The sequence below is a fragment of the Gilvimarinus xylanilyticus genome (genome assembly GCF_024195295.1).
GTDB classification, from domain to species: Bacteria; Pseudomonadota; Gammaproteobacteria; order Pseudomonadales; family Cellvibrionaceae; genus Gilvimarinus; species Gilvimarinus xylanilyticus.
In genome coordinates this window covers 1,133,549-1,156,996 of record NZ_JAMFTH010000001.1, presented here as the reverse complement: position 1 = coordinate 1,156,996, position 23,448 = coordinate 1,133,549, and the positions used below count along the sequence as shown (strand labels likewise).

At 53.7% G+C, this 23,448-nt stretch carries 16 protein-coding genes; 9 read left to right on the top strand and 7 right to left on the bottom strand.

Annotated elements, in window-relative coordinates; genetic code table 11:
• The 8 genes from flgK to M6D89_RS04845 all read left to right on the top strand — a co-directional run bounded on the left by flgK (nucleotide 1) and on the right by M6D89_RS04845 (nucleotide 10,004).
• Entirely contained in the window at nucleotides 1–2,706 is a 2,706-nt protein-coding gene (gene flgK, locus M6D89_RS04880; RefSeq protein ID WP_253966901.1) for a flagellar hook-associated protein FlgK, read from the top strand.
• A 25-nt stretch (nucleotides 2,707–2,731) separates the two neighbouring features.
• Nucleotides 2,732–4,003, top strand: coding sequence for a flagellar hook-associated protein FlgL (gene flgL / locus M6D89_RS04875; protein WP_253966900.1), 1,272 nt, complete (start codon nucleotides 2,732–2,734; stop codon nucleotides 4,001–4,003).
• Nucleotides 4,004–4,009: 6 nt separating this feature from the next.
• The gene (locus M6D89_RS04870) at nucleotides 4,010–4,333 is read left to right on the top strand and encodes a flagellar protein FliT (RefSeq protein ID WP_253966899.1); all 324 of its coding nucleotides are present in this window, start codon (nucleotides 4,010–4,012) and stop codon (nucleotides 4,331–4,333) included.
• A 217-nt stretch (nucleotides 4,334–4,550) separates the two neighbouring features.
• Nucleotides 4,551–6,299: a flagellin N-terminal helical domain-containing protein gene (locus M6D89_RS04865; protein ID WP_253966898.1), complete on the top strand. Its 1,749-nt coding sequence runs from the start codon at nucleotides 4,551–4,553 to the stop codon at nucleotides 6,297–6,299.
• A 54-nt stretch (nucleotides 6,300–6,353) separates the two neighbouring features.
• Nucleotides 6,354–6,740: a flagellar protein FlaG gene (locus M6D89_RS04860; RefSeq protein ID WP_253966897.1), complete on the top strand. Its 387-nt coding sequence runs from the start codon at nucleotides 6,354–6,356 to the stop codon at nucleotides 6,738–6,740.
• Between the two features lie 132 nt (nucleotides 6,741–6,872).
• Nucleotides 6,873–8,888: a flagellar filament capping protein FliD gene (fliD, locus tag M6D89_RS04855; RefSeq protein WP_253966896.1), complete on the top strand. Its 2,016-nt coding sequence runs from the start codon at nucleotides 6,873–6,875 to the stop codon at nucleotides 8,886–8,888.
• A 445-nt stretch (nucleotides 8,889–9,333) separates the two neighbouring features.
• On the top strand, nucleotides 9,334–9,732 hold the full coding sequence (gene fliS, locus M6D89_RS04850) for a flagellar export chaperone FliS (RefSeq protein WP_253966895.1): 399 nt from the start codon (nucleotides 9,334–9,336) through the stop codon (nucleotides 9,730–9,732).
• On the top strand, nucleotides 9,729–10,004 hold the full coding sequence (locus M6D89_RS04845) for a hypothetical protein (RefSeq protein ID WP_253966894.1): 276 nt from the start codon (nucleotides 9,729–9,731) through the stop codon (nucleotides 10,002–10,004). The genes fliS and M6D89_RS04845 overlap by 4 nt, the downstream gene beginning before the upstream one ends.
• A 481-nt stretch (nucleotides 10,005–10,485) precedes the next feature.
• Here M6D89_RS04845 and M6D89_RS04840 read toward each other — a convergent pair whose 3' ends face one another.
• Nucleotides 10,486–13,341, bottom strand: a complete 2,856-nt coding sequence (locus tag M6D89_RS04840; protein WP_253966893.1) for a valine--tRNA ligase — start codon at nucleotides 13,339–13,341, stop codon at nucleotides 10,486–10,488.
• 185 nt (nucleotides 13,342–13,526) lie between these two features.
• On the opposite strand from M6D89_RS04840, the gene M6D89_RS04835 reads away from it, so the two are divergent.
• Nucleotides 13,527–16,517: a hypothetical protein gene (locus M6D89_RS04835; protein ID WP_253966892.1), complete on the top strand. Its 2,991-nt coding sequence runs from the start codon at nucleotides 13,527–13,529 to the stop codon at nucleotides 16,515–16,517.
• 64 nt (nucleotides 16,518–16,581) lie between these two features.
• On the opposite strand, the gene dapD is transcribed toward M6D89_RS04835, so the two are convergent.
• From dapD to map, 6 genes are read right to left on the bottom strand one after another with little or no spacing between them, the layout of a single operon-like run.
• The gene (dapD, locus tag M6D89_RS04830; RefSeq protein ID WP_253966891.1) at nucleotides 16,582–17,616 is read right to left on the bottom strand and encodes a 2,3,4,5-tetrahydropyridine-2,6-dicarboxylate N-succinyltransferase; all 1,035 of its coding nucleotides are present in this window, start codon (nucleotides 17,614–17,616) and stop codon (nucleotides 16,582–16,584) included.
• A gap of 24 nt (nucleotides 17,617–17,640) precedes the next feature.
• Nucleotides 17,641–17,994, bottom strand: a complete 354-nt coding sequence (locus tag M6D89_RS04825; protein WP_253966890.1) for an ArsC family reductase — start codon at nucleotides 17,992–17,994, stop codon at nucleotides 17,641–17,643.
• A 47-nt stretch (nucleotides 17,995–18,041) separates the two neighbouring features.
• Nucleotides 18,042–18,719 (bottom strand): endonuclease III, encoded by a 678-nt coding sequence (gene nth / locus M6D89_RS04820; RefSeq protein WP_418930338.1) that lies wholly within the window; start codon nucleotides 18,717–18,719, stop codon nucleotides 18,042–18,044.
• 2 nt (nucleotides 18,720–18,721) lie between these two features.
• Complete coding sequence (dapC, locus tag M6D89_RS04815; protein ID WP_253966889.1) at nucleotides 18,722–19,918, bottom strand: succinyldiaminopimelate transaminase; 1,197 nt, start codon at nucleotides 19,916–19,918, stop codon at nucleotides 18,722–18,724.
• Between the two features lie 11 nt (nucleotides 19,919–19,929).
• On the bottom strand, nucleotides 19,930–22,632 hold the full coding sequence (locus M6D89_RS04810) for a [protein-PII] uridylyltransferase (RefSeq protein WP_253966888.1): 2,703 nt from the start codon (nucleotides 22,630–22,632) through the stop codon (nucleotides 19,930–19,932).
• Complete coding sequence (gene map, locus M6D89_RS04805) at nucleotides 22,632–23,402, bottom strand: type I methionyl aminopeptidase (RefSeq protein ID WP_253966887.1); 771 nt, start codon at nucleotides 23,400–23,402, stop codon at nucleotides 22,632–22,634. The genes M6D89_RS04810 and map overlap by 1 nt, the downstream gene beginning before the upstream one ends.
• Nucleotides 23,403–23,448: the final 46 nt, after the last annotated feature.

Sequence of the window (23,448 nt, the reverse complement as noted above, 5' to 3'; positions counted from 1 at the left end):
ATGGGTGGGTTACTCTCCAACGCGATTTCGGGTTTACAAGCAAGCCAGAATGCGTTGCGCACCGCGGGGCATAATATCTCCAACGCCAATACCGCTGGCTATAGTCGCCAGCAGGTAGAAAATGCCACCCGGCCCGAGCAATCTATTGGCAATGCCGGCTATATTGGCAGTGGTGTTACCACTACGTCGATTGAGCGGGTAGTGGACCAATTTGTGAACAATCAGCTGCGACTTGATACATCAGCGTACAATCAGCTAGCGGCTTACAACTTAAATATCGGTAAAGTCGACAGCTTGTTTGCCGACGGCAGTACTGGACTTTCCAATTCCCTGCAAGAGTTTTTTTCTGCGGTGCAGAACGCCGCGGATGAGCCGTCTTCCACTCCTGCGAGACAATTATTTTTAGATCGTGCAGAAAGCTTGGGAAAACGATTTAATCAGCTGTACGGTCGGTTAGAAACTTTGCAAAAAGACGTTAACAGTGAATTGCAAACGGTTACTCAGCAAATTACTACTTTAGCTGAGTCCATCGCCGATCTAAATCGTCAGATTAGTCAGACGGGAGGCTCAAGCAACCCGCCCAATGATTTATTGGATAAACGCGATGAAGCGCTGCGTTCGCTATCTGAGCTGGTTAATGTACAGGCTGTAGAAGCCGGAGGCGGCCAGGTAAACGTCTATATTGGCAGTGGACAATCACTGGTTGTGGGTACCAATGTGGGCCGTTTTGCGGTGGATCGAAGTGGTAACATTCAGCTGCAAAACGGGGCGCAAAGCACCGATATAACGGGTCAGATCAGCGGTGGCAAGCTGGGCGGAATTATCAGCTTTCGCGACGATGTTCTTTACCCCTCTATGAATGATTTGGGGCGGGTTGCTATAGCGCTGTCCGACGAGTTCAACCGTTTGCAAAGCCAGGGGCTGGATTTAGACAGCGAGTATGGCGCCAATTTATTCGCCGATATTAACAGCCGGGAAATTTCGCTAAACCGTGTCGTTCACGGTGACAATGCACCGCCACAGGACCGCGTTGTCTCAATGACTATTGACGATGTTAGTCAATTAACGACAAGTGATTACACCTTTAAAATTGGCGATACGGGCGGCAATTATTCTATTACCCGCAAAAGCGATAATGAAATAGTTTCACAGGGTTTGCTGCCTGGAAGTTTTCCCGCGGAGATCAGTTTTGACGGCGCCACTTTTCATTTGGAGGCGGGCAGTTTTCAAGGGGGCGATACGTTTACGTTGCAGCCCACCAAAAACGGTGCACGTGATATACACACGCTCTTGTCCCGCCCTGAAGATCTGGCCCTGGCGTCGCCCATCCGAACCGGAAGCTCGCTGGGGAATACGGGTAGTGGACAGATAAGCGCTGGGAATATCCTGCAGGTAAGCGATAGCAGCGGTAATCCCCTGCCTATGTTCGCTAACCAGGGCGAGTTAAATCCCCCGCTGGTGATCAAGTTTACCTCGCCAACCACCTATGATGTGCTGGATAACACGGACCCGAATAATCCAGTGCCGCTCGATCCACCCATGAGCAACTTAGAGTTTACCCCCAACTTAACGAACCAGGTTTTTGGCACTGATCCGGGACAGACCCTTGTGGTTGGCGATGGCGCAGCCACAGGCCTGGGGGGGCGGACAGCCGAGGTATATTCGGCCTCGATGGATAATGGCTATCCTGCTGAAAGATATACATTCAGCTGGCAAGATCCTGTGACTGGAACCACCAATACCCAACAGGTTACAACGGATGTAGGTGCCTCGGCGCAGCAAACCGCCGCCAGAATGAGCGCGATTGCCGGTGTGGAGGTAAATGCTCATACAACCGCGCTAATTAGCGGAAATACTTTAAATAATTCGGTGCAAATCAGCATTAACGATACTCCTATACTTGAGCAAGACGGTGCTGTCTTGGCGTCAGGCGTGCCGGACCCGAGCGCCGACCCAGTGGGCTTTTTCGAATACATGGCAGAGCAAATCAATGCTAATTCTGAATTTACCGCAAAGGGTATTCACGCTAGCATACGAATGGCCAATGGAACGGATCCACAGTTGTTGTTAAGTGATGCCAGTGGAGCCGATATCAATATTCAGATTACAGGCGGCCCAGCTAATGAGATCAATGTTGCCGATGAGATAGGGGCGACTGGGCAACCATTAACTGCTGGAACAACCGACGCAATCGCTGTGGGTGGCCGCATGGATATCACCATGGCAGACGGCGTTACTCTCTCGGACTCAACCCCGAGCAATAGTCGCTTGTTGGGCGACACCGAAGCCCCGGATTTTGCCCAGTCTAATTACATGGGGTTTCAGGTCAGTATTAAAGGACAGCCCCAAGCGGGCGATATATTTACCATTGGCTTTAATACCGAGGCCAGCAACGATAACCGTAACGGTCTCAAATTTGCCGAATTGGATACTCAGGGCACGATTGGCGATGATTCGCTCAGTTTTGCTCAGGCCTATGGGCGCTTGGTAGAGGATGTGGGCACCAAAAGCAATTTATCCCGCGCCAACACCGAGGCGGGTAAAAGCCTGCTTGAGCAAACGCAATCGCTACGCGACAGTATTTCTGGAGTAAATCTGGATGAAGAAGCCGCCAATTTAATTAAGTTTGAGCAGGCCTACAGTGCCAATGCTCGGGTAATCTCGGTGGCTCGGGAATTATTCGACACACTGATCAACGCCATTTAATCGGCAATTCACAAAGGGTACAGCCATGCGTGTGGCAACATCGCAAATTTACAATATCGCTAATATTGGTATGAATAACGCCCAAACGGCGCTTACCAAAACCCAAGAGCAAATGGCCTCGGGCAAGCGTATTTTAAGCCCGGCCGATGATCCGGTCGCGGCTACGCAAATCCTGCAGCTTAATGAAGAGGTCACTCGCACCGAGCAATATATTAAAAATATCGATGTTGCCGAAAATAGCCTAAACCTGGAAGAAACCGCCTTGGACAGCGTGCTCACGCTCGTGCAGCGCATGCAAGAGCTGGCCGTTAGCGCCGGTAATACCGCCGTTTTAACGCCCAACGACTATAAGGCTCTGGTGGCCGAGGCCAACAGCCGCATTGACGAGCTGCTCAACCTGCAAAACACCCGTGATGCCGCCGGGCAGTATATATTTTCCGGTTATCAAGGGGCGACCCAGCCCTTTAGCCGCAATAGTGACGGCACCTTTAGTTATCATGGCGACGAGGGGCAGCGACAAATTAAAGCCTCGGGCAGCGTGGCGGTCAATGTCAGCGACTCGGGTAAACGGGTGTTTATGGATATCGCCAGCGACAACAACACCTTTTACACCGAAGCAAACCCCAGCAACCGCGCCAATCCTCCGGCCCGTATCAGTGTCGGGCAAGTGACCGACCAGGACGAGTTTGACGCTTTTTATCCCGATGACTTAGTTATTCAATTTAGCGAAAACGGTGCTGGAGACACCGTTTTCACAGTAACCAATAGCACCACGGGTCAAATTCTACCAGGTGCCAACGGTCTAAATGAGCGTGAGTTTGTCAGTGGTCAGCCCATCGAGGTTGAAGGTGCAAGCTTTACTATCACCGGACAGCCTTACCCAGGCGACGGCGGCGCGGTACCCGGTGACAGCTTTACTCTCACCAGCACCGGAAAACAAAGCCTATCCGGCACGTTAACGCGCTTGAGTGACGCGATGAATGCAATGGATGGTAGTCAGCAAAGCAAAGACCATTTAGATCGTGTGGTTAGTGATACCCTAGCAAACTTGGAAAACGCGGTTACCAATATTTCAGTGGTGCAGGGCGAGCTGGGCGCGCGGCTCAATACCCTGGAAAGTACCCGCGAGCAGAACCTGGACTCTAAATTGTACACAGAAACGGTTCTTAACGACCTTGAGGCCCTGGACTATGCCGAGGCATCCACCCGCCTCGAAATGCAAGAGCTAGTTCTGTCGGCAGCGCAAAAGAGCTTTGTAAAGGTTGCGGGGCTGACCTTATTTAACTATATCTCGTAAATTGGTATGCAACCCATTGATTGGCAAACCATTATTGAACAGGCCCAGACGCTCAACCGGCAATTGCTGGCTCAAGCCGAGCGAGGAGAGTGGGAGCGCTTCAGTCGAGACGTGCAAGCCCGCGATACTATTTTGCAGCGCTTGGATACGCCCGCACTACATACACTCTCCGAGCAGGACTCCCTCGCGCTCAGTCAAGCCTTGACTAAGCTGCAGGCGCAAAACAGCCACTTGGTCGAGCTCTCAGAGCGCTATCGCAGCGAAATTCAGCAGCAGCACCGCCAAAGTCGCACCAACAACCACGCCATTAAGGCCTATAAAAAGTCTTAATGCGCCACTTTTTTGGGGCTTTAGCGCCATGTTTTGGTGTAAAGTGCTGTAAAATCAAACGCTTACAAAAACTTCAAAAAAGCCGGAAAAAATCCTAAAGCTTCCTTAAATCAGACCGATAACCTACACAGAAGCAAACGCAAACCCTGCGGCTTCGGTAAATCGGCTGGTCACAGCTGGCAAGACTGTGAACAGGAAATAACTTAGGAGATTACTCATGGCTCTAGTAATTAATACCAACGTTGCCTCCCTGAATACTCAGCGCCAGCTGTTGCAATCAGGCAACTCGCTTGACCAAGCCACCGAACGCCTGTCGTCCGGTAACCGCATTAACTCTGCCAAAGACGACGCCGCCGGCCTCGCCATTGCCAACCGCATGACCTCTCAGGTACGCGGTCTGGACCAGGCTGTCCGTAATGCCAACGACGGCGTATCCATGATTCAAACCGCCGAAGGTGCCCTGCAAGAGGTCACCAATATTCTCCAGCGTATGCGTGAGCTGTCGGTACAGTCTGCTAACGGCATCTACTCTAACGATGACCGCGCCCGTCTGGATTCGGAAGCACAGCAGCTGAAATCTGAGTTGGGTCGTATTGCCGAAGAGACAACCTTTAACGGTAAGGCTCTGCTGGATGGTTCTTTGCAGGCGGCTAGCTTGCAGGTGGGTTCTGAGCAGAATCAAACGATTGAAATTACGGTTGGATCATTCAGCGCTAGTTCCTTGGGTGGTTCTTCGGGTGATATCGTTGGTGAAGCTGTTGCGAACGGTGTGTCCGACCTCACTGGTTTGGATGGAACCGACACAATTAGCATCAACGGAACACTAATAGACGCTTCTGATGCTGCGGGTGGGACTTTGAATGAAGCGCTTGCGAGTATTAATGCGGATTTGGAAGGCAAAGGTGCAGAGGTTTCCTCGCTGGTTGAGGTAGAGGCTAGTGGAATCGGTTCAGGCCGTCTTATAGCAGGGACAGACGTATTAACTCTCACCTTGACAGACGGCGATGGCTCGACGCAAGCAACTCAAATTACTGGCACTAACGATATGGATGAGTTGGTAGCCAAAATCAATGAGGAAACGTCGATTAATGCACGCTTGAATGATGCTGGAGAGCTGATTTTGAACGCGGAAGGGGCAACTTCAATTGAAGTTGGTGCCACTGGTGATGCAGAAGCCAACAGCGGGCTAACCGCAAGTGTTACTCCAACTAATTTCTCTTTGGTGGTGAATGATACCAGTGCTGAACAGTCGGGCGTTACTATCGAGGCGGCAGGTAGTTATGCTGCAAGTGCTGATCTAGGCATAGATATGCAGGACAGTAATGGTAATATTACGGGCTCGGATGTCACTTCCGAGTCAACTACTTCCACCGGTGCGCAAAGCATTGCCGAAGGCGATTTGATTATTAACGGCGTGGAAATTGGGCAGATCGATGCTGGCGCAGACGAGGCGGGTACCGCTGCAGCGGCTATTGAAGCCATCAATGAGGTGTCTTCCCAGACTGGAGTTGTTGCTTTTGCGAGTGGTGACGCCATATCACTACGCTCTGCTGATGGTGGTGAAATATCGATTAAATACGGTGATTCAGCAACCGCAGATGATGTAATGGACGTTACCGGCTTGCAAGAGCGAAATGCCTCTCAGGGCACAGGCTCCGTGGCAAGTATTGACATCTCAACCGCTGCAGGCGCTCAAAAAGCGATCGGTATTCTTGATGAGGCCATCGGTCAGGTGAGCGAAACACGCGCCGATTTGGGTGCGATTAACAACCGCTTGGACTTCACTGTATCGAACCTGACCAACGTGTCAGAAAAGACCGCAGCGGCAAAATCGCGGATTATGGATGCGGACTTCGCTAAAGAAACTGCCAACCTGAGTAAAGCCCAGGTGCTGCAGCAAGCGGCGACCGCCATGTTGGCCCAGGCTAACTCCCGTCCGCAGCAAGTACTGTCTCTGCTGCAGTAAGGCTGAATCGGCCCGCCGGGACACCGGCGGGTTTTACTGATTGAGGACTAAGCTATGAATGAAGTGAACGCAACAGTCGCAGAGCGCTACAGCGCTGCGCACTCTGGTGCGGCTTCATCAGCACAGGCAGGCGCCGCGCAGCAAAGCGGTAAAAGTTTGCCGCCCGAGGAGTCAAACCCCAAGGCGACAAAGCCAGAAGTCTCGCCCGGCGAGTTTCAAGAGAGTGTCAAGCAAGCGGTAGCTCATATGAATGAGTTTATACAGGCTACCCAGCGCGATCTGCAGTTTAGCTATGACAGTGACTCGGGTGACACCATCGTGAAAGTGTTGGATAGCTCTACCAAAGAGCTGATTCGGCAAATCCCGGACGAGATTTTCTTAAAGCTGGCCCGTGAATTGAATGCAGATGAGCCGGTACCTTTACTGACTGCTCAGGCATAAAAGTCAAAAAGAACACTTAGGGTGCCCCAGGGCACCTTTTTTTTGCCTATTAAAAGTGAGCTATCATTAAAGCCTGGCACGGGTTGGCCGACAACCTTATGCACACAAATTTTGTGAATTTCGGAGTAGGGCATGGCGAACAACATTATCAGCAGTCTGGGTGGCGGATCGGGCATAGATACCGCGACCTTGATCAATGATTTGGTCAGTTTAAACCGCGCCCCCGATGCCAACCGCCTGGATGCCAAAGAAACCAAGCTGGAGGCGCAAATATCCGATTACGGCCTGCTGCGCAGCGCCTTGTCTGAGTTGGAAGGCTCGGTGGCTCAGCTGGGCAGCGCCGACACGTTTGATGCGAAATCGGTCTCTGTCCCCGAAACCACCCAATTGGCCTTGACCGAGCTGGACTCCAGCGCCGTGGCTGGCAGCTACCAAGTACAAATCGAACAAATTGCCCAGTCTCAATCGCTGGCAAGCGCCGGTTTTGCATCGGCCGACGCCGAAATTGGCAAGGGTGAGATTACCCTGCGTTTCGGCGACTGGAGTGGTGCGTTGGATGATTTTACGGTCGATACCGAAAAAACTGGCGCCACTATTACCATCGACGACTCTAACAATACCCTAGAGGGGTTACGGGACGCGATTAATGGCGCTGATATTGGCGTACAGGCCAGTATCGTCAGCGATGGCACCAGTTACCGCCTGCTAATGACCGGCCCCACCGGCGCCAGTAATGAAATTGAACTGACCGCAACTGAAGATGCCGGAGCGCCCGGATTGGCGCAGTTTGATTTTAACGCCACCAGCCAAAATATGACTCAGCAGCAAGAGGGCAGAGACGCTATTTTGCGGGTGAATGGCCTGCAGGTAACCCGCGAAACCAACAGCGTTGACGACGTCATCAATGGCTTGTCGATGGACCTTTTCAGCGCCTCAAATACCGACACCATCAGTATCACCATTGGCGAAGACCGGGATTTGGCGGAAACCGCCATTCGCGATTTCGTCGAGGCCTACAACACCTTTTTAGGGGCGGTGGAGCAGTTGGTGGGGGTCAATGATGAAACTGGGGAATTTGGCAGCTTGTACAATGATTCGATGGCCGACAATATTATCGACCGGGTACGCAATATGATTGCCGCCTCGGTGCCCGGTATTGAAAACGGTTTTGCTTCACTGGCGCAGCTGGGGATTCAAACCAATGTGAAAGACGGTACCTTGTCTATTAATGAAGACCCTGCCCGCATTAACACCAACTTTAATGCGGTCATGAGCGATAACTATGACTTGGTACGGGATATGTTTGTGCCCCAAACCAGCTCTGACTCTGCTGCCATCGAAATCACCAATTTTACCCAAAACACCCGCCCCGGCAATTACGAGGTTGTGATTACCCAGCAGCCCAGTAAAGGCAGCTTAACCGGTGCGGCTGTGCCGTCTTTTCCGCTGGACACAGCGGGTAAAGACTACAGCTTTGAAATTGATATAGACGATAAAACCGCGCAAATAAGCTTGCCTGACGGGGTTGTTTACGCCAGTGGCGCCGAACTGGCAGCGGAGCTGGAATCGCTGATAAACGCCAGCAGTGAACTCGCAGATTCTCGCACCGAGGTGGCTGTGGATTTTGATGGCAGCGCATTAACTTTCACCTCAGAGGCCTATGGCAGTAGCAGCTTGGTGGCGATAAAAAGCGTAGGGGCTGATGCGGCTGAGATGGGATTAAGTGTCGCTAGTGGCGTCGCAGGCACCAACGTCGCCGGTACCGTCGACGGTGAAGTGGCCTTCGGCTCCGGTCAGGTGTTGTTGCCTAAGCTTGGCACAGCGGCAGAAGGGTTGGCACTTAAAGTGAACGAAGGTGCAACCGGGGCGAGCTTAAACTTTTCCCGTGGTTTTGCCGGTGGCATGAGCAGTCTAATCAACAGCTTTTTGGCCAGTAACGGTTTAATCGCCTCGCGCGAAGAAAACATTGAAGACGATTTGACTGAAATTGAAGACGATCGCACGGATCTGGATCGTCGTACCGATGCCTATCGCGCGCGCCTAGAAAGTCAATTCTTGGCGATGGAGCTGATTGTGAATAACCTGAACAATACAGGCTCGTTCCTGGAAGATATTAACGACCGTTTACCGTTTACGGCACCTAAGTAAAACGGTCGCCGGGTGATGGCCTGTCAGACCGAGATGACGGGCTATCGCCTCAGATAAACTTGTCAAGATACCGTTTTACATTTCCTTTTGACATTATTTGTCGATGTCTGGGGGCGGCACCTCACCACGGATAAGTCCCGCTGAAGCCATCCCGGCGATTTCCTAATGTCGCCGAGGTGTAGCAGAGTTTGAGTTTATTCGCGGTCGGCAGAGCCAGCCCGCCCCAAGGTGGACTCGATGAGCTTATACGCACCTGACACGGTTATCCTCAATCGCGCAAGGTGGAACTAATGAGCTTATACGAATCTGGCAAGGTCATCCCCGACCCTGATCGGAGGCCCAGAAAAAAGCGGCGCTTTAGCGCCACATTAACTAAAGTTTTACTATCTCCAGCCGTTAGCTTTATAGCTTTGTTAAACCTATAAAGTGAAAAGAGAATCAGTCTATGAGTCCATACAGCGCCGCCGCCAAGCAATACCAACAGGTTAATGTACAGTCCAGCGTGGTTGATGCCTCACCGCACCGGTTAATCCAAATGCTGTTTGCCGGGGCGTTGGAGCGTATCGCCCAGGCTAAGGGCGCCATGTTGCGCAGCGATGTGGTACGCAAGGGCGAGCTGATCAGCAAAGCCATTAACATCGTTCAGGGCCTACAGGGTAGCCTGAACGATACTGAGGGCGGCGAGCTTTCGACGAATCTGGATTTGTTGTATGACTACATTATTCGTACCTTGATCTCGGCTAATCAGCACAATCGCCCCGAGCAGTTAGATGAATGCGGCCGCCTGCTGGGCGAGATAAAGGGCGCTTGGGATAATATTGCCGATGCGGGTAATCCGGTATGAGCCTTTCGCTGGTCGTGCCCACTGACTTAAGTGGGCATTCGGGGGCAGATGCATTGCTACAGCTCAAGCAAGATATGGCTGCAGCACTGGCAGAGGGTGATTTTGACCGAGTTCGACAGCTTGACCAAACCTTTGCCTGTGTTCTGGATAAACTCAGCCTAGCTAACCGCGATAACCGCACTTTTTTGCTTAACGCACTTTTGGACGTGAAGCAGCACTACGCGCAATTGCTGCGCGAGTGCGAGCGAGTCGCACGAGCCCATGCCGTCTAGCCACAATATGTAAGAGTTCTGACCGAGATAAACCTCTCTTTGCGCGTTTGATCTGTCGCCGCTTGGGCTAAGCTTAGCACCACTGAATGAGGACCTTTAGGCGCAGTGTACTTTTGGCTAATACTGTGACAATTGCCAGCGAAATGAAATCGGGTACTGGAAAGCATGAAGGTCGGGTGCAGTAGTATTTTTCGGTAATAGAGTGAAGGTTTGGCGGGGGCGCAGCTGCTGCGAATTAATGAGAGGTTCCTCTATTTTGTCGTTTTGGTGATCTCAAAACTATCCTGTCTCCTAGTGTTTTCACACTAATCCGCGATTAACCCAAAAAAAAGCCGGCTTGCGCCGGCCCCAAGGGTGAAACAGATAAGTAGAAGCGGTTTTGGTTCTATTGTACGCACAGGCCTAGCGAGCTACATCTGTCCATTAGACGAGAGGCTCGCTGAGATTGGCGGTTTGTGGAATCAAAAGATCTGTGGTGCTCCTACATGGCCTCAATGGCTTTTAATTGTTCGTCCAGTGCCTTAATGCTGTCGGTAATGCCGTTCAGCTTGGCTTTTTCCTTATCGACCACGGCGGCGGGCGCCTTATCGACAAAATTGGGGTTGTTCAGTTTACCACTAACACGCTCTTTGTCTTTATTTAAACGCTCCAATTCTTTATTTAAGCGCGCTTTTTCGGCGTCTACGTCGATCAGCCCTGCCATGGGCACCAGAATTTCCAGCTTGCCTACCAGCGCGGTGGCCGACAGTGGGGCTTCATCGCCCGGCTCGAGCCAGGTAACGGACTCCAGATTGGCAAGCTTTTGCAGAAACTGCTGGTTGGCGGTTAATCGTTGTTTATCTTCTGAGCCGCCGTGTTGCATGTAAGCGGGGATGGCTTTGCCCGGGGCGATGTTCATTTCGCCGCGAATATTGCGTACACCCACAATCACGCCTTTGAGCCATTCAATATCAGAAGTGGCCCCGGTGTCAATAAGCGATGCATCGAAGGCCGGGTAGGGGGCCAGCATAATAGTGTCGCCGCCTTGGCCGGCCAGTGTTTTGACGCGCTGCCAGATTTCTTCGGTAATAAAGGGAATCAGAGGGTGCGCTAGGCGCAGTGCGGTTTCCAGTACCCGAATCAGAGTGCGGCGGGTACCTTTTTTCTGCGCGCTGGTGGCGTTGTCATCCCAGAGTACGGGTTTGGATAGCTCTAAATACCAGTCGCAGTATTCGTTCCAGAAGAACTCGTAAAACGCCTGAGTGGCCAAATCCAGTCGGTAGCTGTCCAGCGCTTCGCTAACGGCCTTTTCGGCCTGTTGCAGGCGGCTGATAATCCAGCGATCGGCCAGGGATAGTTCGTAGTCGGTTGAGTCGTCCTGGCCACAGTCCTGCTCTTCGGTGTTCATTAATACGTAGCGGGCGGCGTTCCACATCTTGTTGCAGAAGTTGCGGTAGCCTTCCACCCGCCCCATATCAAACTTAATGTCGCGCCCGGTCGAGGCGAGCGAGCAAAATGTCATGCGCAGGGCGTCGGTACCAAAGGCGTCGATGCCTTCCGGGAACTCTTTGCGGGTTTGTTTTTCGATTTTGGGCGCGTCTTTGGGGCGCATCAGGCCTTTGGTGCGCTTGGCCACCAGGCTTTCTAAATCAATGCCGTCAATGATATCCAGGGGGTCGAGTACATTGCCCTTGGATTTACTCATTTTCTGGCCCTGACCGTCGCGTACCAAGCCGTGAACATAAACCGTTTTAAAGGGTACCTGACCGCGACCGTTTTCATCTTTTACCAGGTGCAGAGTCATCATCATCATCCGCGCCACCCAGAAAAAGATAATGTCAAAGCCGGTTACCAGCAGATCGGTGGGGTGAAACTTTTTCAGAAAATCGGTTTGTTCGGGCCAGCCCAGGGTTGAGAAGGTCCACAGCCCCGAGCTAAACCAGGTGTCCAAAACGTCTTCGTCCTGGCTCAGTTCCACCTCGGGCCCCAGGTTATGTTTGGTGCGTGCCTCTTGTTCGTCGCGCGCGACATAGACATTACCCGCTTTGTCGTACCAGGCGGGAATACGGTGCCCCCACCACAGCTGACGAGAAATGCACCAGTCTTGAATGTCGCGCATCCAGGAGAAGTACATGTTCTCGTACTGCTTGGGCACAAATTGTACCTCGCCGTCCTCTACCGCTTTAATAGCGGGCTCGGCCAGAGGTTTGGTACTTACATACCACTGGTCGGTTAGCCAGGGCTCAATCACCACGCCTGAGCGATCGCCACGCGGGACTTTAAGGGCGTGATCATCGATCTTTTCTAATAGATCCGCGCTCTCAAGGTCTGCGATAATTTGTTTGCGCGCCGCGTAGCGGTCCTGTCCGGCATAGGCCGCAGGCAAAGACGTGTCCAGATCATTCCGGGGGCTGCCATCTAGGTTAAACACCTGGGCTTGGGCCAGTATATGAGCGGACTCGTCCAGAACATTAATTAACGCCATATTGTGGCGTTTACCCACTTCATAGTCGTTAAAATCGTGAGCGGGGGTAATTTTTACGCAGCCAGTACCGAATTCGCGGTCCACATAGTCATCGGCGACAACGGGAATGCGACGTCCCACCAGCGGCAGTTCGATCTCTTTGCCGATCAGCGCTTGGTAGCGTTCGTCTTCGGGGTGCACAGCCACGGCGGTATCGCCCAGCATGGTTTCGGGTCGGGTAGTGGCGACCACCAAATAGGTTTTGCCATCGGCGGTGGTGGCGCCATCGGCCAGCGGGTAGCGCAGGTGCCACAAAAAGCCTTTCTCATCGTGGTTTTCCACTTCCACATCGGAGATGGCGGTATGCAGTTTGGGGTCCCAGTTAACCAGGCGTTTGCCGCGGTAGATAAGGCCGTCTTCGTGTAGGCGTACAAAAGCTTCTTTTACGGCGTTCGACAGTCCCTCATCCATAGTGAAGCGTTCGCGGGACCAGTCCAGGGATGACCCCAGGCGGCGCAGCTGACGGGTTATGTTGCCGCCGGACTCGGCTTTCCATTCCCACACTCGCTCCAGGAATTTTTCGCGGCCCAGATCGTGGCGATTGATGCCCTCGGCCGCCAGCTGACGCTCCACCACCATTTGGGTAGCGATACCGGCATGGTCGGTACCCATTTGCCACAGAGTGTCGTCACCTTGCATGCGGTGGTAGCGAATCATGGCGTCCATGACGGCGTTATTAAAGCCGTGTCCCATGTGCAGGTTGCCGGTCACATTGGGTGGGGGAATCATAATGCTGTAGGGAGTTGCCCCGCCCTGGGGCTTAAAGTAGCCGTTTTCTTCCCAGGTTTGATACCACTGGGACTCGATGGCCTGGGGCTGATAGGTTTTATCCATGGACTGTCGGACCTTTGCCTTGCGCAGTAATTAACAGAATGTAAAAGCCGCGATTATAGCGGTTTTGACCGCACAAGTAGAGAGTGGAAGCCCGCGCCTTGAAATCATCCAGCGGATCGGCGACAGTAGATTGCTTGTCATAGCCAAATCAGTTGATTGCCCACAAGTCAAACGGAGAGGGATGCATGTTCAGGTTGGTGTTTGCCGGTGAATTAGTGACTGGGTACGATGAACAGAGCGTGGTTCGCAATCTCGCCAAGCTTTTAAAGCGTGATGAACAAAAAATACGCACCCAACTGTTTGCGGGCTCGCCGGTCACCATCAAAAAAGTAGAAACCCAAGAGCAGGCGCTTAAATGGCGCAAGGCTTTTGCCAATGCCGGTGCGATCTTAGTGGTTCTGAGCCTTGGTGATACGCCGCCAGCCAACCCCACCGTATCGGCGCCCTGGGACGACAAGGCAGAGTCGGGCCCCGATCGCAACAATCCCCAGGCCACCACCTACGAAGAACCGACCTTATCCAGTGAAGCCGAGCGCAGCCCCGGCGTGCGTAAGCGCAATAAAGTCTATGTATTGTTGGGCGCGGTGGCTCTGGCTGTTGTGGCCGCTATCGTTCTGGTGCTCTGGTCCACCAAAGGCTTATGGCAAGGGGTAGAACTGGAGCAAAGTCAACGCGACTTAGGGCGGGCCCTGTTAATGGACGATACCTACGCGTTGGCGCGAGTTAATGTCGTCGCAATCCGCGACCTGGAATCGCTTATGGCAGAGCAGGGCGCCTGGAGTGAGGAGTGGAACCCCGAAACTTTACTGGCTTCGCTGCAGGAGCAGGGCATTAACCCATTGGCAGAGTTTGATTATGTGTGGGGCGGTGCTTACGCCACTGATAGCACGGCTGATACGTTAATAGTAGCCCAGGGGGCGTTTAATACGGATACCATGCAGGCCTGGTTCGCCGAGCGCTACCGCGTGCGGGAGCGATACCCGGACGGCTTGCTTTTCAGTACCGTCCAGCAGCAAACCTGCGAACTCAACCCGCCCCGGCGGGTTTTGTTCACTCAGGGAAAGATGATCGTCGGCAATCCCGAGCGGGTCGACCAACTGGTGGCCCGGTTGCAGAGCGGCGGTGAGTTCCCTCCGCGCTTACAGCGCTGGTATCAGCTGAGCGAGCAGCAAATGATTTCGGCCGCGCTGTTTGCGCCGTCCCAGGCGGGCAAGGGGATCAGTGGCCCCTCCGGGTGGTTGATGCGTGGTGTGGGGCAATCGGTGCAGCAAGCGTCGGGCATTTACCTAGGCGTCGAACCCACGCTGATGCCCGCAGGCGTGGAGCTAAGTGTCTTGTTTGAAAGTGATAATACCGACTGGCTAAACACCACTGAGCAAAGCTTGGGAAAAAGCCTTGCCGATATACGCCAACAGGCAACACTTAACTACCCGGAAATGATCCCTCTTTTTGATCGAGTGTCTCTGGTCCGAACCGAGAAAGGTCTGCAAGGCGGAGTGCGCTTTGATGAAAACTTGCGCAGCGATATTGACAACCTGCTTCGCGCCACCTTGGGTGGACTTATGGGAGGTGGCGAACAGGCCGATACACCTAGCGAAGAGCAGATAGACGAGCGCGCTCCGGTGTTTGCCGATTTAAGCGATACTCGTGTGCCCGATTATCCGCTCGATACCGAGGTGCCTGCGCCGCGTGCGCTGGCCGGCCCCTTCGCTGTCGATATAACTCGCTTGGCGGTAAATGCCGAGCAGCAGCTAACCATCACCCTGGATGCACAGGCTATTGGTTTGCCCAATTTACCCACCCGAGGCTCGGCGGCGGCATTGGTGATTGATGATGTGCACGATCGCAACGGAGACTCGTTGCTCGCCGAACCCGAGTGTGGCCCCGATGCCAACCGCGAGGCCGAAGAGTTCAGTACGCCCGCCAACCATATCGCCCGTGTGGATGGCGAAATGTTAGAGCAGCAGAAAATATCGGCGCAAAAAGTCATTACCTTAAAGGCTGGAAGCCAAATCGGCGATGTGGCCACTGTGAAAGGTCACATAGACTACACCCAGGTAAACGGCGTCAGCCGGCAGACTCTCAAGCAGCCATTGGCCGGTAAGACCGTGACCACGGACGACTTGTCTGTGCGCTTTTTGGGCCAGCGCCAACACAGCATCAATTACCGCGCCGAAGGCGAGCAGGGGCAGTTGCTGCATGTGGCTGCACTTAACGAGTCGGGCCAGCCCCTCAAAAGTGGCGGCGCCATGTGGGGCGCTGGGTTGTTTGGCAGTGGTGAAACCGCCACGGTGGACTACTATGGTCGGGTCGAGGCTGTTGAAGTGGTCATGGCGGACGTCGTAGAACACCACCGCTATAACTTTGAGTTAGATGGCGTGGCGATGGCGCCGGAAGACGATGGCTTTCGCCGCAACGAAGTACCGTTAACCCAAAACTGGCAGAGCCTGTTTACCGCCGATGCTCCCAAGGTGACTTACTCGTGGCAACAACCCGAGCAGGAAGCAGTCGCAGGGCCGGGCCGGGTGGCCGTGTACAAGCTGCGCCCCGGCAACCGTTTTGGATTCGAGCTGAGCGCCGAAGTGTTTATGCCGATTAAGTTGCCCGCTACCGTACCCTTGGCGCCGGCAAGGCTTAGTATCGACATTCTAGAATTTACCGATGGGCAAACCCAGCAGGTTAATTTGCAGGCAGCGTCAGGGCTGCAGGCCAAAGGTGGCTATTGGATGAACGGTGAGTTTCAGGTGGATGAAGACAAACCCTGGATGAGTGGTTCTTTCCGGTTGGCCGATAGTGATTTGAAGCCGACGAACAAGCTGAAAGCTATTTCCGGGGCGCTTGAGCTGAACCTTCCGGTATCGGTTAGTGAGCAGTCGTTGCCGTTCAAGTTGGGTCAGAGTTACACAGGTACTGACTTTTCAATTCAAATCGCTCAGCTCAATCGCCGCTCTATTTACTTGAGTTTCAGCGGTGATTTATCGGGGTTAGTTAAGGTCGGAGCTTATCGGGGGGACGAGTTAGTATCCGATCCCGCTCGTTTGCAGGAGACCTTCGAGGGTCAATTTATTGTGTTGGGCTGGAAAGCTCAGCCGGATACCCTGGTGTTGACCCTGGCGGAGGAGCAGCAAAGCCGGCAGTTTCCCTTCCGGATTAATTTAAGTGGTGACAAAGAATGACACCCACAAAAAAAGGCCCGCGGGCCTTTTTTTGTGGGCAGTCCCCGCAGGGCTATACCACCACTTAAGCGTTTTTGTGCAGCTCTTCGTTCAGCTGTACGGTGGACTTGTTGGTCAAACACTCCGTACGGCCGGTTTGGGAATTGCGGCGGAACAGTAAATCATCCTTGTCGGCCAGGTCGCGGGCTTTAACGACTTCCACTTCGTTGCCATGGTCATCCAGCACAGCCACTTTCGTACCAGCGGTAATGTACAGCCCTGACTCAATGGTGCAGCGATCGCCCAAAGGAATGCCAGTGCCGGCGTTAGCGCCCAGCAGGCACTCTTTGCCCACTTTGATTACAATATTGCCACCGCCTGACAGGGTGCCCATGGTAGAGCTGCCGCCGCCCAAGTCCGAGCCCGACTCGACAAACACACCGGCGGAAATACGGCCTTCGATCATGCCCGGGCCCGCGGTGCCCGCGTTAAAGTTGACGAAGCCCTCGTGCATAATGGTGGTGCCTTCGCCCAGGTAGGCGCCCAGACGAACCCTTGCGGTGTGAGCAATACGCACGCCGGTGGGGACCACATAGTTGGTCATTTTGGGGAATTTATCCACGCAGGCGACTTCCAGTACTTCGCCTTTTAAGCGCGCTTGCAGCTGCCGCTGGGGCAGCTCGTCCAGCTCGATCGGGCCCTGATTGGTCCAGGCCAGATTTTTCAAGGCGCCGAACAGACCGGTCAGGTTAGTGCCGTGTGGCTTTACCAAGCGGTGAGAAATTAAATGCAGCTTTAAAAAGCCTTCGGGTACCGAGGCGGGCGCTTCGTCCTGGGCTAAAAGGGTCGCTACCAGTGGCTGCTGGCTGTCGCTCAGCGATTCGGCTACGGCGGCCTGTTCAGAGTTACCTGCGGCGCTTAATGCCTGGGCCAGGGTTTTGGCTTGCTCGTTACTCAGGGCGATAATTTGATTGCCGCCGTTGTAGTCCAGAGTGTCGGCAAGGGCTTTGGCGGTGTTGGCATCGGGCGCAAGTAAAGGCGCGGGGTAAAAAACATCCAGCCATTCGCCTTTGCTGTTTTGGGTGCCGACGCCTAGGCCGACGCTGTATAAATCAGTCATGGTGTATCCCATTCGGTTACGTGTTTAAGTGTTAAATAAAGAGGCGTACTGGTCGGCCTTAAAGCCAACGGTAATGGCGCCGTCAGTGGTCAGTACTGGTCGTTTAATCAGGGTGGGTTGCTCCAGCAGTAAGCTTAACAGTTCGCCTTGTTCGGCCTGCTGCTTTTGCTCATCTGACAGATTTTTATAGGTGGTCGAGCGCTTGTTGAGCAGAGTGCCCGGGCCCACTTCATCGAGCCAGGCTTTTACCTCTTGCGCGTTTATCCCGTCCTGGCGAAAGTCAGAAAATTCGTATTCAATGCCGGTTTCTTCCAGCCAGCGGCGAGCTTTTTTGACCGTATCGCAGTTTTTTATGCCGTAGAGTCGAGGGGTTGTCATGGGTCGCTCCGCGTAAAAGGCGGGTATGATAGCAAAAATTGCCGCCTTTACGGTTTGTGAATTTTTTTGGGGTGTTTGCGCGCCGGATAACAGGCGCGACACAGGCCGCAAGCTCGTCCGTCGCAACCGCGCGCGGTGCAGTGCTCGCGACCGTAAAAAATAATCTGCAAGTGCAGCTTGTTCCAGTCTTGCTCGGGAAACAGGCGTTTTAAATCTTTCTCGGTTTGCACCACATTCTTGCCGCTGGTTAAGCCCCAGCGCTGCGCTAAGCGGTGAATATGCGTGTCCACGGGAAAGGCAGGCACACCGAAGGCCTGGGCCATTACCACACTCGCGGTTTTATGGCCGACTCCCGGCAGCGATTCCAGCGCCGCCATATCGGCCGGTACCATACCGTTAAACTCCGTCACCAAACGCTGGCTAAGCACCGAGATGGCCTTGGATTTTTGCGGCGACAGGCCGCAGGGGCGAATGACGGCTTTAATCTCCTCGACGGGCACCTTGGCCATATCGAAGGGATTGTCCGCCAGCTGCCACAGCGCCGGGGTGACCTGATTGACCCGTTCGTCCGTGCACTGGGCCGATAGCAATACGGCCACCAGCAGGCTGTAGGCGTCAAAATGATCCAGCGGAATAGGCGGCTCGGGATACAGCTGATTCAGGGTTTGCTGAACCAGCGCCACCCGCTCGGGTTTGCTCAGGTTTTTGGGCTTGGGTTCTTCCACGGTTATAAACTCAGTACAAAACGTCGAATGCGGTGCGCGGCTTCTACACACTCGGCTTCGGTAGCCACCAGTGCCATACGCACATAGTTATCGCCCGGGTTGATGCCTCCACAGTCCCGGGATAAATAGGCACCGGGCAGCACGGTAATATTTTCCTGGGCAAACAATTGCTGTGCAAACACTTCGCCTTTTATGGGCAGCTGGGGCCAGAGGTAAAAACCCGCCTGGGGCATTTGCACATCCAGGCAGCCGTCTAGAATATCCAGCACCGCCGCAAACTTGGCGCGATAGGCGTCGCGGTTAGTCAGTACATGTTCTTCATCGTTCCAGGCGGCGACGCTGGCCAGCTGTTGCGGAACCGGCATGGCGCAGCCGTGGTAGGTGCGGTAGGTTAGGAATTTTTTCAGTATCTGGGCATCGCCCGCGACAAAGCCCGAGCGAAGTCCCGGCAGGTTAGAGCGTTTGGATAGGCTGTGAAATACCACACAGCGGGCGTAATCGGTCCGGCCCATGTCGCTTGCCGCTTGTAATAGCCCAGGCGGAGGCTGGTTCTCATCGCGGTAGAGTTCGCTGTAGCACTCGTCCGAGGCAATCACAAAATCGTATTTGTCGGCGAGCTGAATCAGGGTTTGAAATTGCTCGCTGCTAATCACTGCGCCGGTGGGATTGCCTGGGCTGCATACATACAACAGCTGGCAGTCTTGCCATACTTGCTCGCTCACTACATTAAAGTCGGGAATAAAACTGTTATCGGCGCTGCAGTTAAGAAAGTGCGGCTTAGCGCCCGCGAGCAATGCCGCACCTTCGTATATTTGATAGAAGGGGTTGGGGCTTACCACTAAAGGGTTGCTTTGGTTGCGATCCACAACGGCCTGGGCGAAGGCAAACAATGCTTCGCGAGTGCCGTTAACCGGCAGCACCTGAGTATCGGCGTCGAGCGGCGCGCAGAGGGAAAAGCGAGTGCTGGCCCAGCGGGCGATGGCTTCGCGCAGCTCGGGCAGACCTTTGGTGGCTGGATAATTCGCCACCTTGTCCAGGTTTTCGCTGAGGGTGCGAAGCACAAACGCCGGGGGTTGATGCTTAGGCTCGCCGATGGACAGTGCGATATGTTCGCGATCGGCGGGCGGAGTAATCCCCGCTTTCAGTTTGGCTAATTTTTCAAACGGGTAGGGGTGGAGCAAGTCTAAATCGTGATTCATAAATGTCAGGTTCAGTAGCCCGCCGCCTGGTCGACGCGGTCGTCCAGCTGGCGGCAAATTTCCGCCTGCAGTCGCTGGCACAGTTGTGGGTCCGAGAGCGGGTTGCCCTCGCTGTCAGTGATAAAAAAGATATCTTCAACGCGCTCGCCCAGTGTGGCGATTTTGGCGTTTTGCAGATGCAGACCAAAGTCGATAAAGATATGGCCAATGCACGCCAGCAGCCCCGGGCGATCCGGGCTGATGACCTCAAGCAAGGTACAGCCACTTAAAATATCGTTGCGAATAATTGTGCGCGTGGGCCGGGTAAAGTGCTTAAGGCGGCGCGGTGTGCGACGGATTGCAACGTCTTGATCTTCGTCCAGCAAACGCAGCTCTTGGACGAGCGCGTCGTGAATACGGGTGAGTACCGCCGGGTCGGTGCCCAGGGGTTCGCCGTTTTGATTGAGGACAAAAAAAGTATCCAGGGTAAAACCGGATTTGGAATTGTAGATGCGCGCATCCTGAATGCTTAAATTCATCTGGTCTAGTGCCGTGGCAATGGCGGTAAACACATTGTCGCGGCCTTTGCTGCGCACAAATATTTGCGTTGCGCCTTCCAGTTCGCGACTGGAAGTCTCTTGAATCAGAATCAGTGGCTGATCGGATTGCTGGTGCAGCAAAATCGCCTCGGTGTGCCAGGCAATATCCAGAAATGACTCGCGCAGGAAGTATTCATCATCTACATCTTCCCACACCTCCAGAGCTTGGTCGGTGGTGACATTGTGGCGGTTAAGTCTGGCCAGTGCCGCCTGCTGGGTTTCTTCAATCCAGTCCTGTTTGTCGATGGGGTTTTCCAGGCCCCGGCGCAAAGCGCGTTTCGTCTCTAAATACAAGGTGCGCATTAAGCTGGCGCGCCAGGTGTTCCATAAATCGGGGTTGGTGGCGTTAATGTCGGCGACGGTGAGCGCGTATAAATAATCCAGATGCATCTGGTCGCCCACGGTCAGGGCAAAGCTGTGAATCACATCCGGGTCGGAAATATCCTGTTTTTGCGAGACCGCCGACATTAACAAATGTTTTTCTACCAACCAGCTGATCAGCCGGGTTTCGCGGGGAGATAAATTGTGGCGAATGCCAAACTCTTCGGCGTCTACTGCGCCCAGTACGGAGTGGTCGCCGCCGCGGCCTTTGGCGATGTCGTGATATAAACCCGCCAGTAAAACGGTTTCTACTTTGGGCAGCCGACGCATTACATGCCAGGCAACGGGGTAGTCCTCCCGCGCTTGGGGCAGTAAGAAATTACATAAATTTTGCACCAGCAGTAAGGTGTGAGCATCCACCGTGTAAATATGGAATAGGTCGTGCTGCATTTGCCCGGTTACGCGACCGAACTCGGGCAAATACAAACCTAATACGCCGTAGCGATTCATCCGCTTTAGGTTTTCTACCAGCTGGTCTGGGTAGCTGAATAACTGCAAAAATAGCTGCGTGTTGCGCTCGTCACTGCGAAAGCTTTCGTCGATCAAATGGCGGTTTTCGCGCATCAGGCGAATGGTGGAAGCGCGTACCCCTCTGATGTCGGGGTTTTGCGCCATCAACAAAAAGATTTCCAGCATTGCCGAAGGTGATTCTTCAAACACGTAAATGTGCGCGACTTCAATATAGTCGTCGCGACGCTGGAAGCGCTCGTTAATCGGGGTTACGGTTCTTTTAACGCCGCGCTGTAAGATGGCTTCGTACAAAAACTGCAGCAGTACGTCGTTTAATTCGCGCAGCGACATCACCAGGCGGTAGTACTTGTGCATAAACTGTTCGACGGCCAGGTTTTCGTCGTTGTCCTGATAGCCAAACAGTTTGGCCAGTTCGCGCTGGTGGTCGAACAGCAGACGATCTTCGGGGCGTCCGGCGATCATGTGCAGGCCGTAGCGCACTCGCCATAAAAACTCTTCACCGTTTTGCAGCAGAGTGAACTCTTCTTCGGTAAAAAAGCCTTTACCATCAAGTTGTTTTAAGGTGCGGACCTGAAAGAAGCGTTTGGCGACCCAGGCGATCATTTGAATGTCACGCAAGCCGCCGGGGGCGTTTTTAATATTGGGTTCGAGGTTGTACTCGCTGTTTTTGTATTTTTCGTGGCGCTGGTGTTGTTCTTCGAATTTGGCTTTAAAGAACTCATCGGCGGGCCACAATTTTTCCGCCTCGGCTAATTGGCCCAGACGTTCGCGCATGCTGGCATCGCCTACCAGGGTGCGCGACTCCATTAAGTTGGTGGCCACGGTAATGTCGGTGCGCGCAATCTCCAGACATTGGTCAACGCTGCGTACACTGTGGCCAATTTCCAGACCAATATCCCACAGCAGGGTTAAAAAGCGCTCCAGGTTGTCTCGGCACTGTTCTTCTAAGCCTTCGTTAAGCAGAATCAACAGGTCGATATCCGAGTGCGGGTGCAGCTCGCAGCGCCCGTAACCGCCTACGGCCTCAAGGCTGATGCCTTGGGGCCAATCAAATTCGTACCAGGCGTAGTGCAATAGGCAGTCGACAAACAGGGCGCGTTCGTGAATCAACGCGCGAATGTCTTCACCCTCGCGAAAGCGCACGTCGAACTGGGCATTGGCGGCGGTAATGGCGTCCTTGAAGACGGTAATAACCGGCTTTTCGGTCAGCGCGTTGCGAAAGCGGCTCTGGTCAAAAAAGAACAGCGGCCGGGTGAAGTAGGGGGTGCTGGAGTCGCTTGCCATCAAAAAGACTCTTCTTTGCGGGCGGTGAGTACTTCAACGCCATCGGCGGTGACCGCCATGGTGTGCTCCCACTGGGCGGAAAGGCGGCCGTCTTTGGTTTCCACGGTCCAGCCGTCGCGTTTTAGTTTGGTGGTGGCTTTGCCGGCGTTGATCATGGGCTCGATGGTAAAAGTCATGCCTTCTTTTAATTCCAACCCGGTTCCCGCGCGGCCGTAGTGAAGAATTTGCGGCTCTTCGTGAAATACCTTGCCAATGCCGTGGCCACAGTATTCGCGCACCACCGAGTAATAGTTGGATTCGGCATGTTTTTGAATCACCGCGCCAATATCCCCTAAGCGGCAGCCGGGCTTAACCAGCTCGATACCCTTGTACATACACTCTTGGGTCACTTCCACCAGACGCTTAGCGTGGGGGGCGGGCTTACCCACAAAGTACATTTTGCTGGTGTCGCCGTGGTAGCCATCCACAATCACGGTGACATCAATATTGATGATGTCGCCGCTTTTAAGCACTTTCTTTTCCGAGGGAATGCCGTGGCAAATCACTTGATTGACCGAGGTACAGATGGATTTGGGAAAGCCCCGGTAGCCCAGGCAGGCGGGAATGGCGTTTTGCTCTTCGACAATATAGTCGTGGCAAATTTTATCCAGCTCGGCGGTGGTAACGCCCGGTTGAACGTGGGGCTCGATCATTTCCAGCACTTCGGCGGCCATGCGGCCCGCGACGCGCATTTTGGCGATATCTTCGGGGGTTTTGATGGATACGGTCATGATGTCTCGCTTGTTGGGGTTTGGGCCCGATTGCAAAACGTCTAGT

What these genes read in the sequence shown, in the direction of transcription:
- flgK (WP_253966901.1), top strand. Translation starts at nt 1, where the DNA reads ATGGGTGGGTTACTCTCCAACGCGATTTCGGGTTTACAAGCAAGCCAG.
- flgL (WP_253966900.1), top strand. Translation starts at nt 2,732, where the DNA reads ATGCGTGTGGCAACATCGCAAATTTACAATATCGCTAATATTGGTATG.
- M6D89_RS04870 (WP_253966899.1), top strand. Translation starts at nt 4,010, where the DNA reads ATGCAACCCATTGATTGGCAAACCATTATTGAACAGGCCCAGACGCTC.
- M6D89_RS04865 (WP_253966898.1), top strand. Translation starts at nt 4,551, where the DNA reads ATGGCTCTAGTAATTAATACCAACGTTGCCTCCCTGAATACTCAGCGC.
- M6D89_RS04860 (WP_253966897.1), top strand. Translation starts at nt 6,354, where the DNA reads ATGAATGAAGTGAACGCAACAGTCGCAGAGCGCTACAGCGCTGCGCAC.
- fliD (WP_253966896.1), top strand. Translation starts at nt 6,873, where the DNA reads ATGGCGAACAACATTATCAGCAGTCTGGGTGGCGGATCGGGCATAGAT.
- fliS (WP_253966895.1), top strand. Translation starts at nt 9,334, where the DNA reads ATGAGTCCATACAGCGCCGCCGCCAAGCAATACCAACAGGTTAATGTA.
- M6D89_RS04845 (WP_253966894.1), top strand. Translation starts at nt 9,729, where the DNA reads ATGAGCCTTTCGCTGGTCGTGCCCACTGACTTAAGTGGGCATTCGGGG.
- M6D89_RS04840 (WP_253966893.1), bottom strand. Translation starts at nt 13,341, where the DNA reads ATGGATAAAACCTATCAGCCCCAGGCCATCGAGTCCCAGTGGTATCAA.
- M6D89_RS04835 (WP_253966892.1), top strand. Translation starts at nt 13,527, where the DNA reads ATGTTCAGGTTGGTGTTTGCCGGTGAATTAGTGACTGGGTACGATGAA.
- dapD (WP_253966891.1), bottom strand. Translation starts at nt 17,616, where the DNA reads ATGACTGATTTATACAGCGTCGGCCTAGGCGTCGGCACCCAAAACAGC.
- M6D89_RS04825 (WP_253966890.1), bottom strand. Translation starts at nt 17,994, where the DNA reads ATGACAACCCCTCGACTCTACGGCATAAAAAACTGCGATACGGTCAAA.
- dapC (WP_253966889.1), bottom strand. Translation starts at nt 19,918, where the DNA reads ATGAATCACGATTTAGACTTGCTCCACCCCTACCCGTTTGAAAAATTA.
- M6D89_RS04810 (WP_253966888.1), bottom strand. Translation starts at nt 22,632, where the DNA reads ATGGCAAGCGACTCCAGCACCCCCTACTTCACCCGGCCGCTGTTCTTT.
- map (WP_253966887.1), bottom strand. Translation starts at nt 23,402, where the DNA reads ATGACCGTATCCATCAAAACCCCCGAAGATATCGCCAAAATGCGCGTC.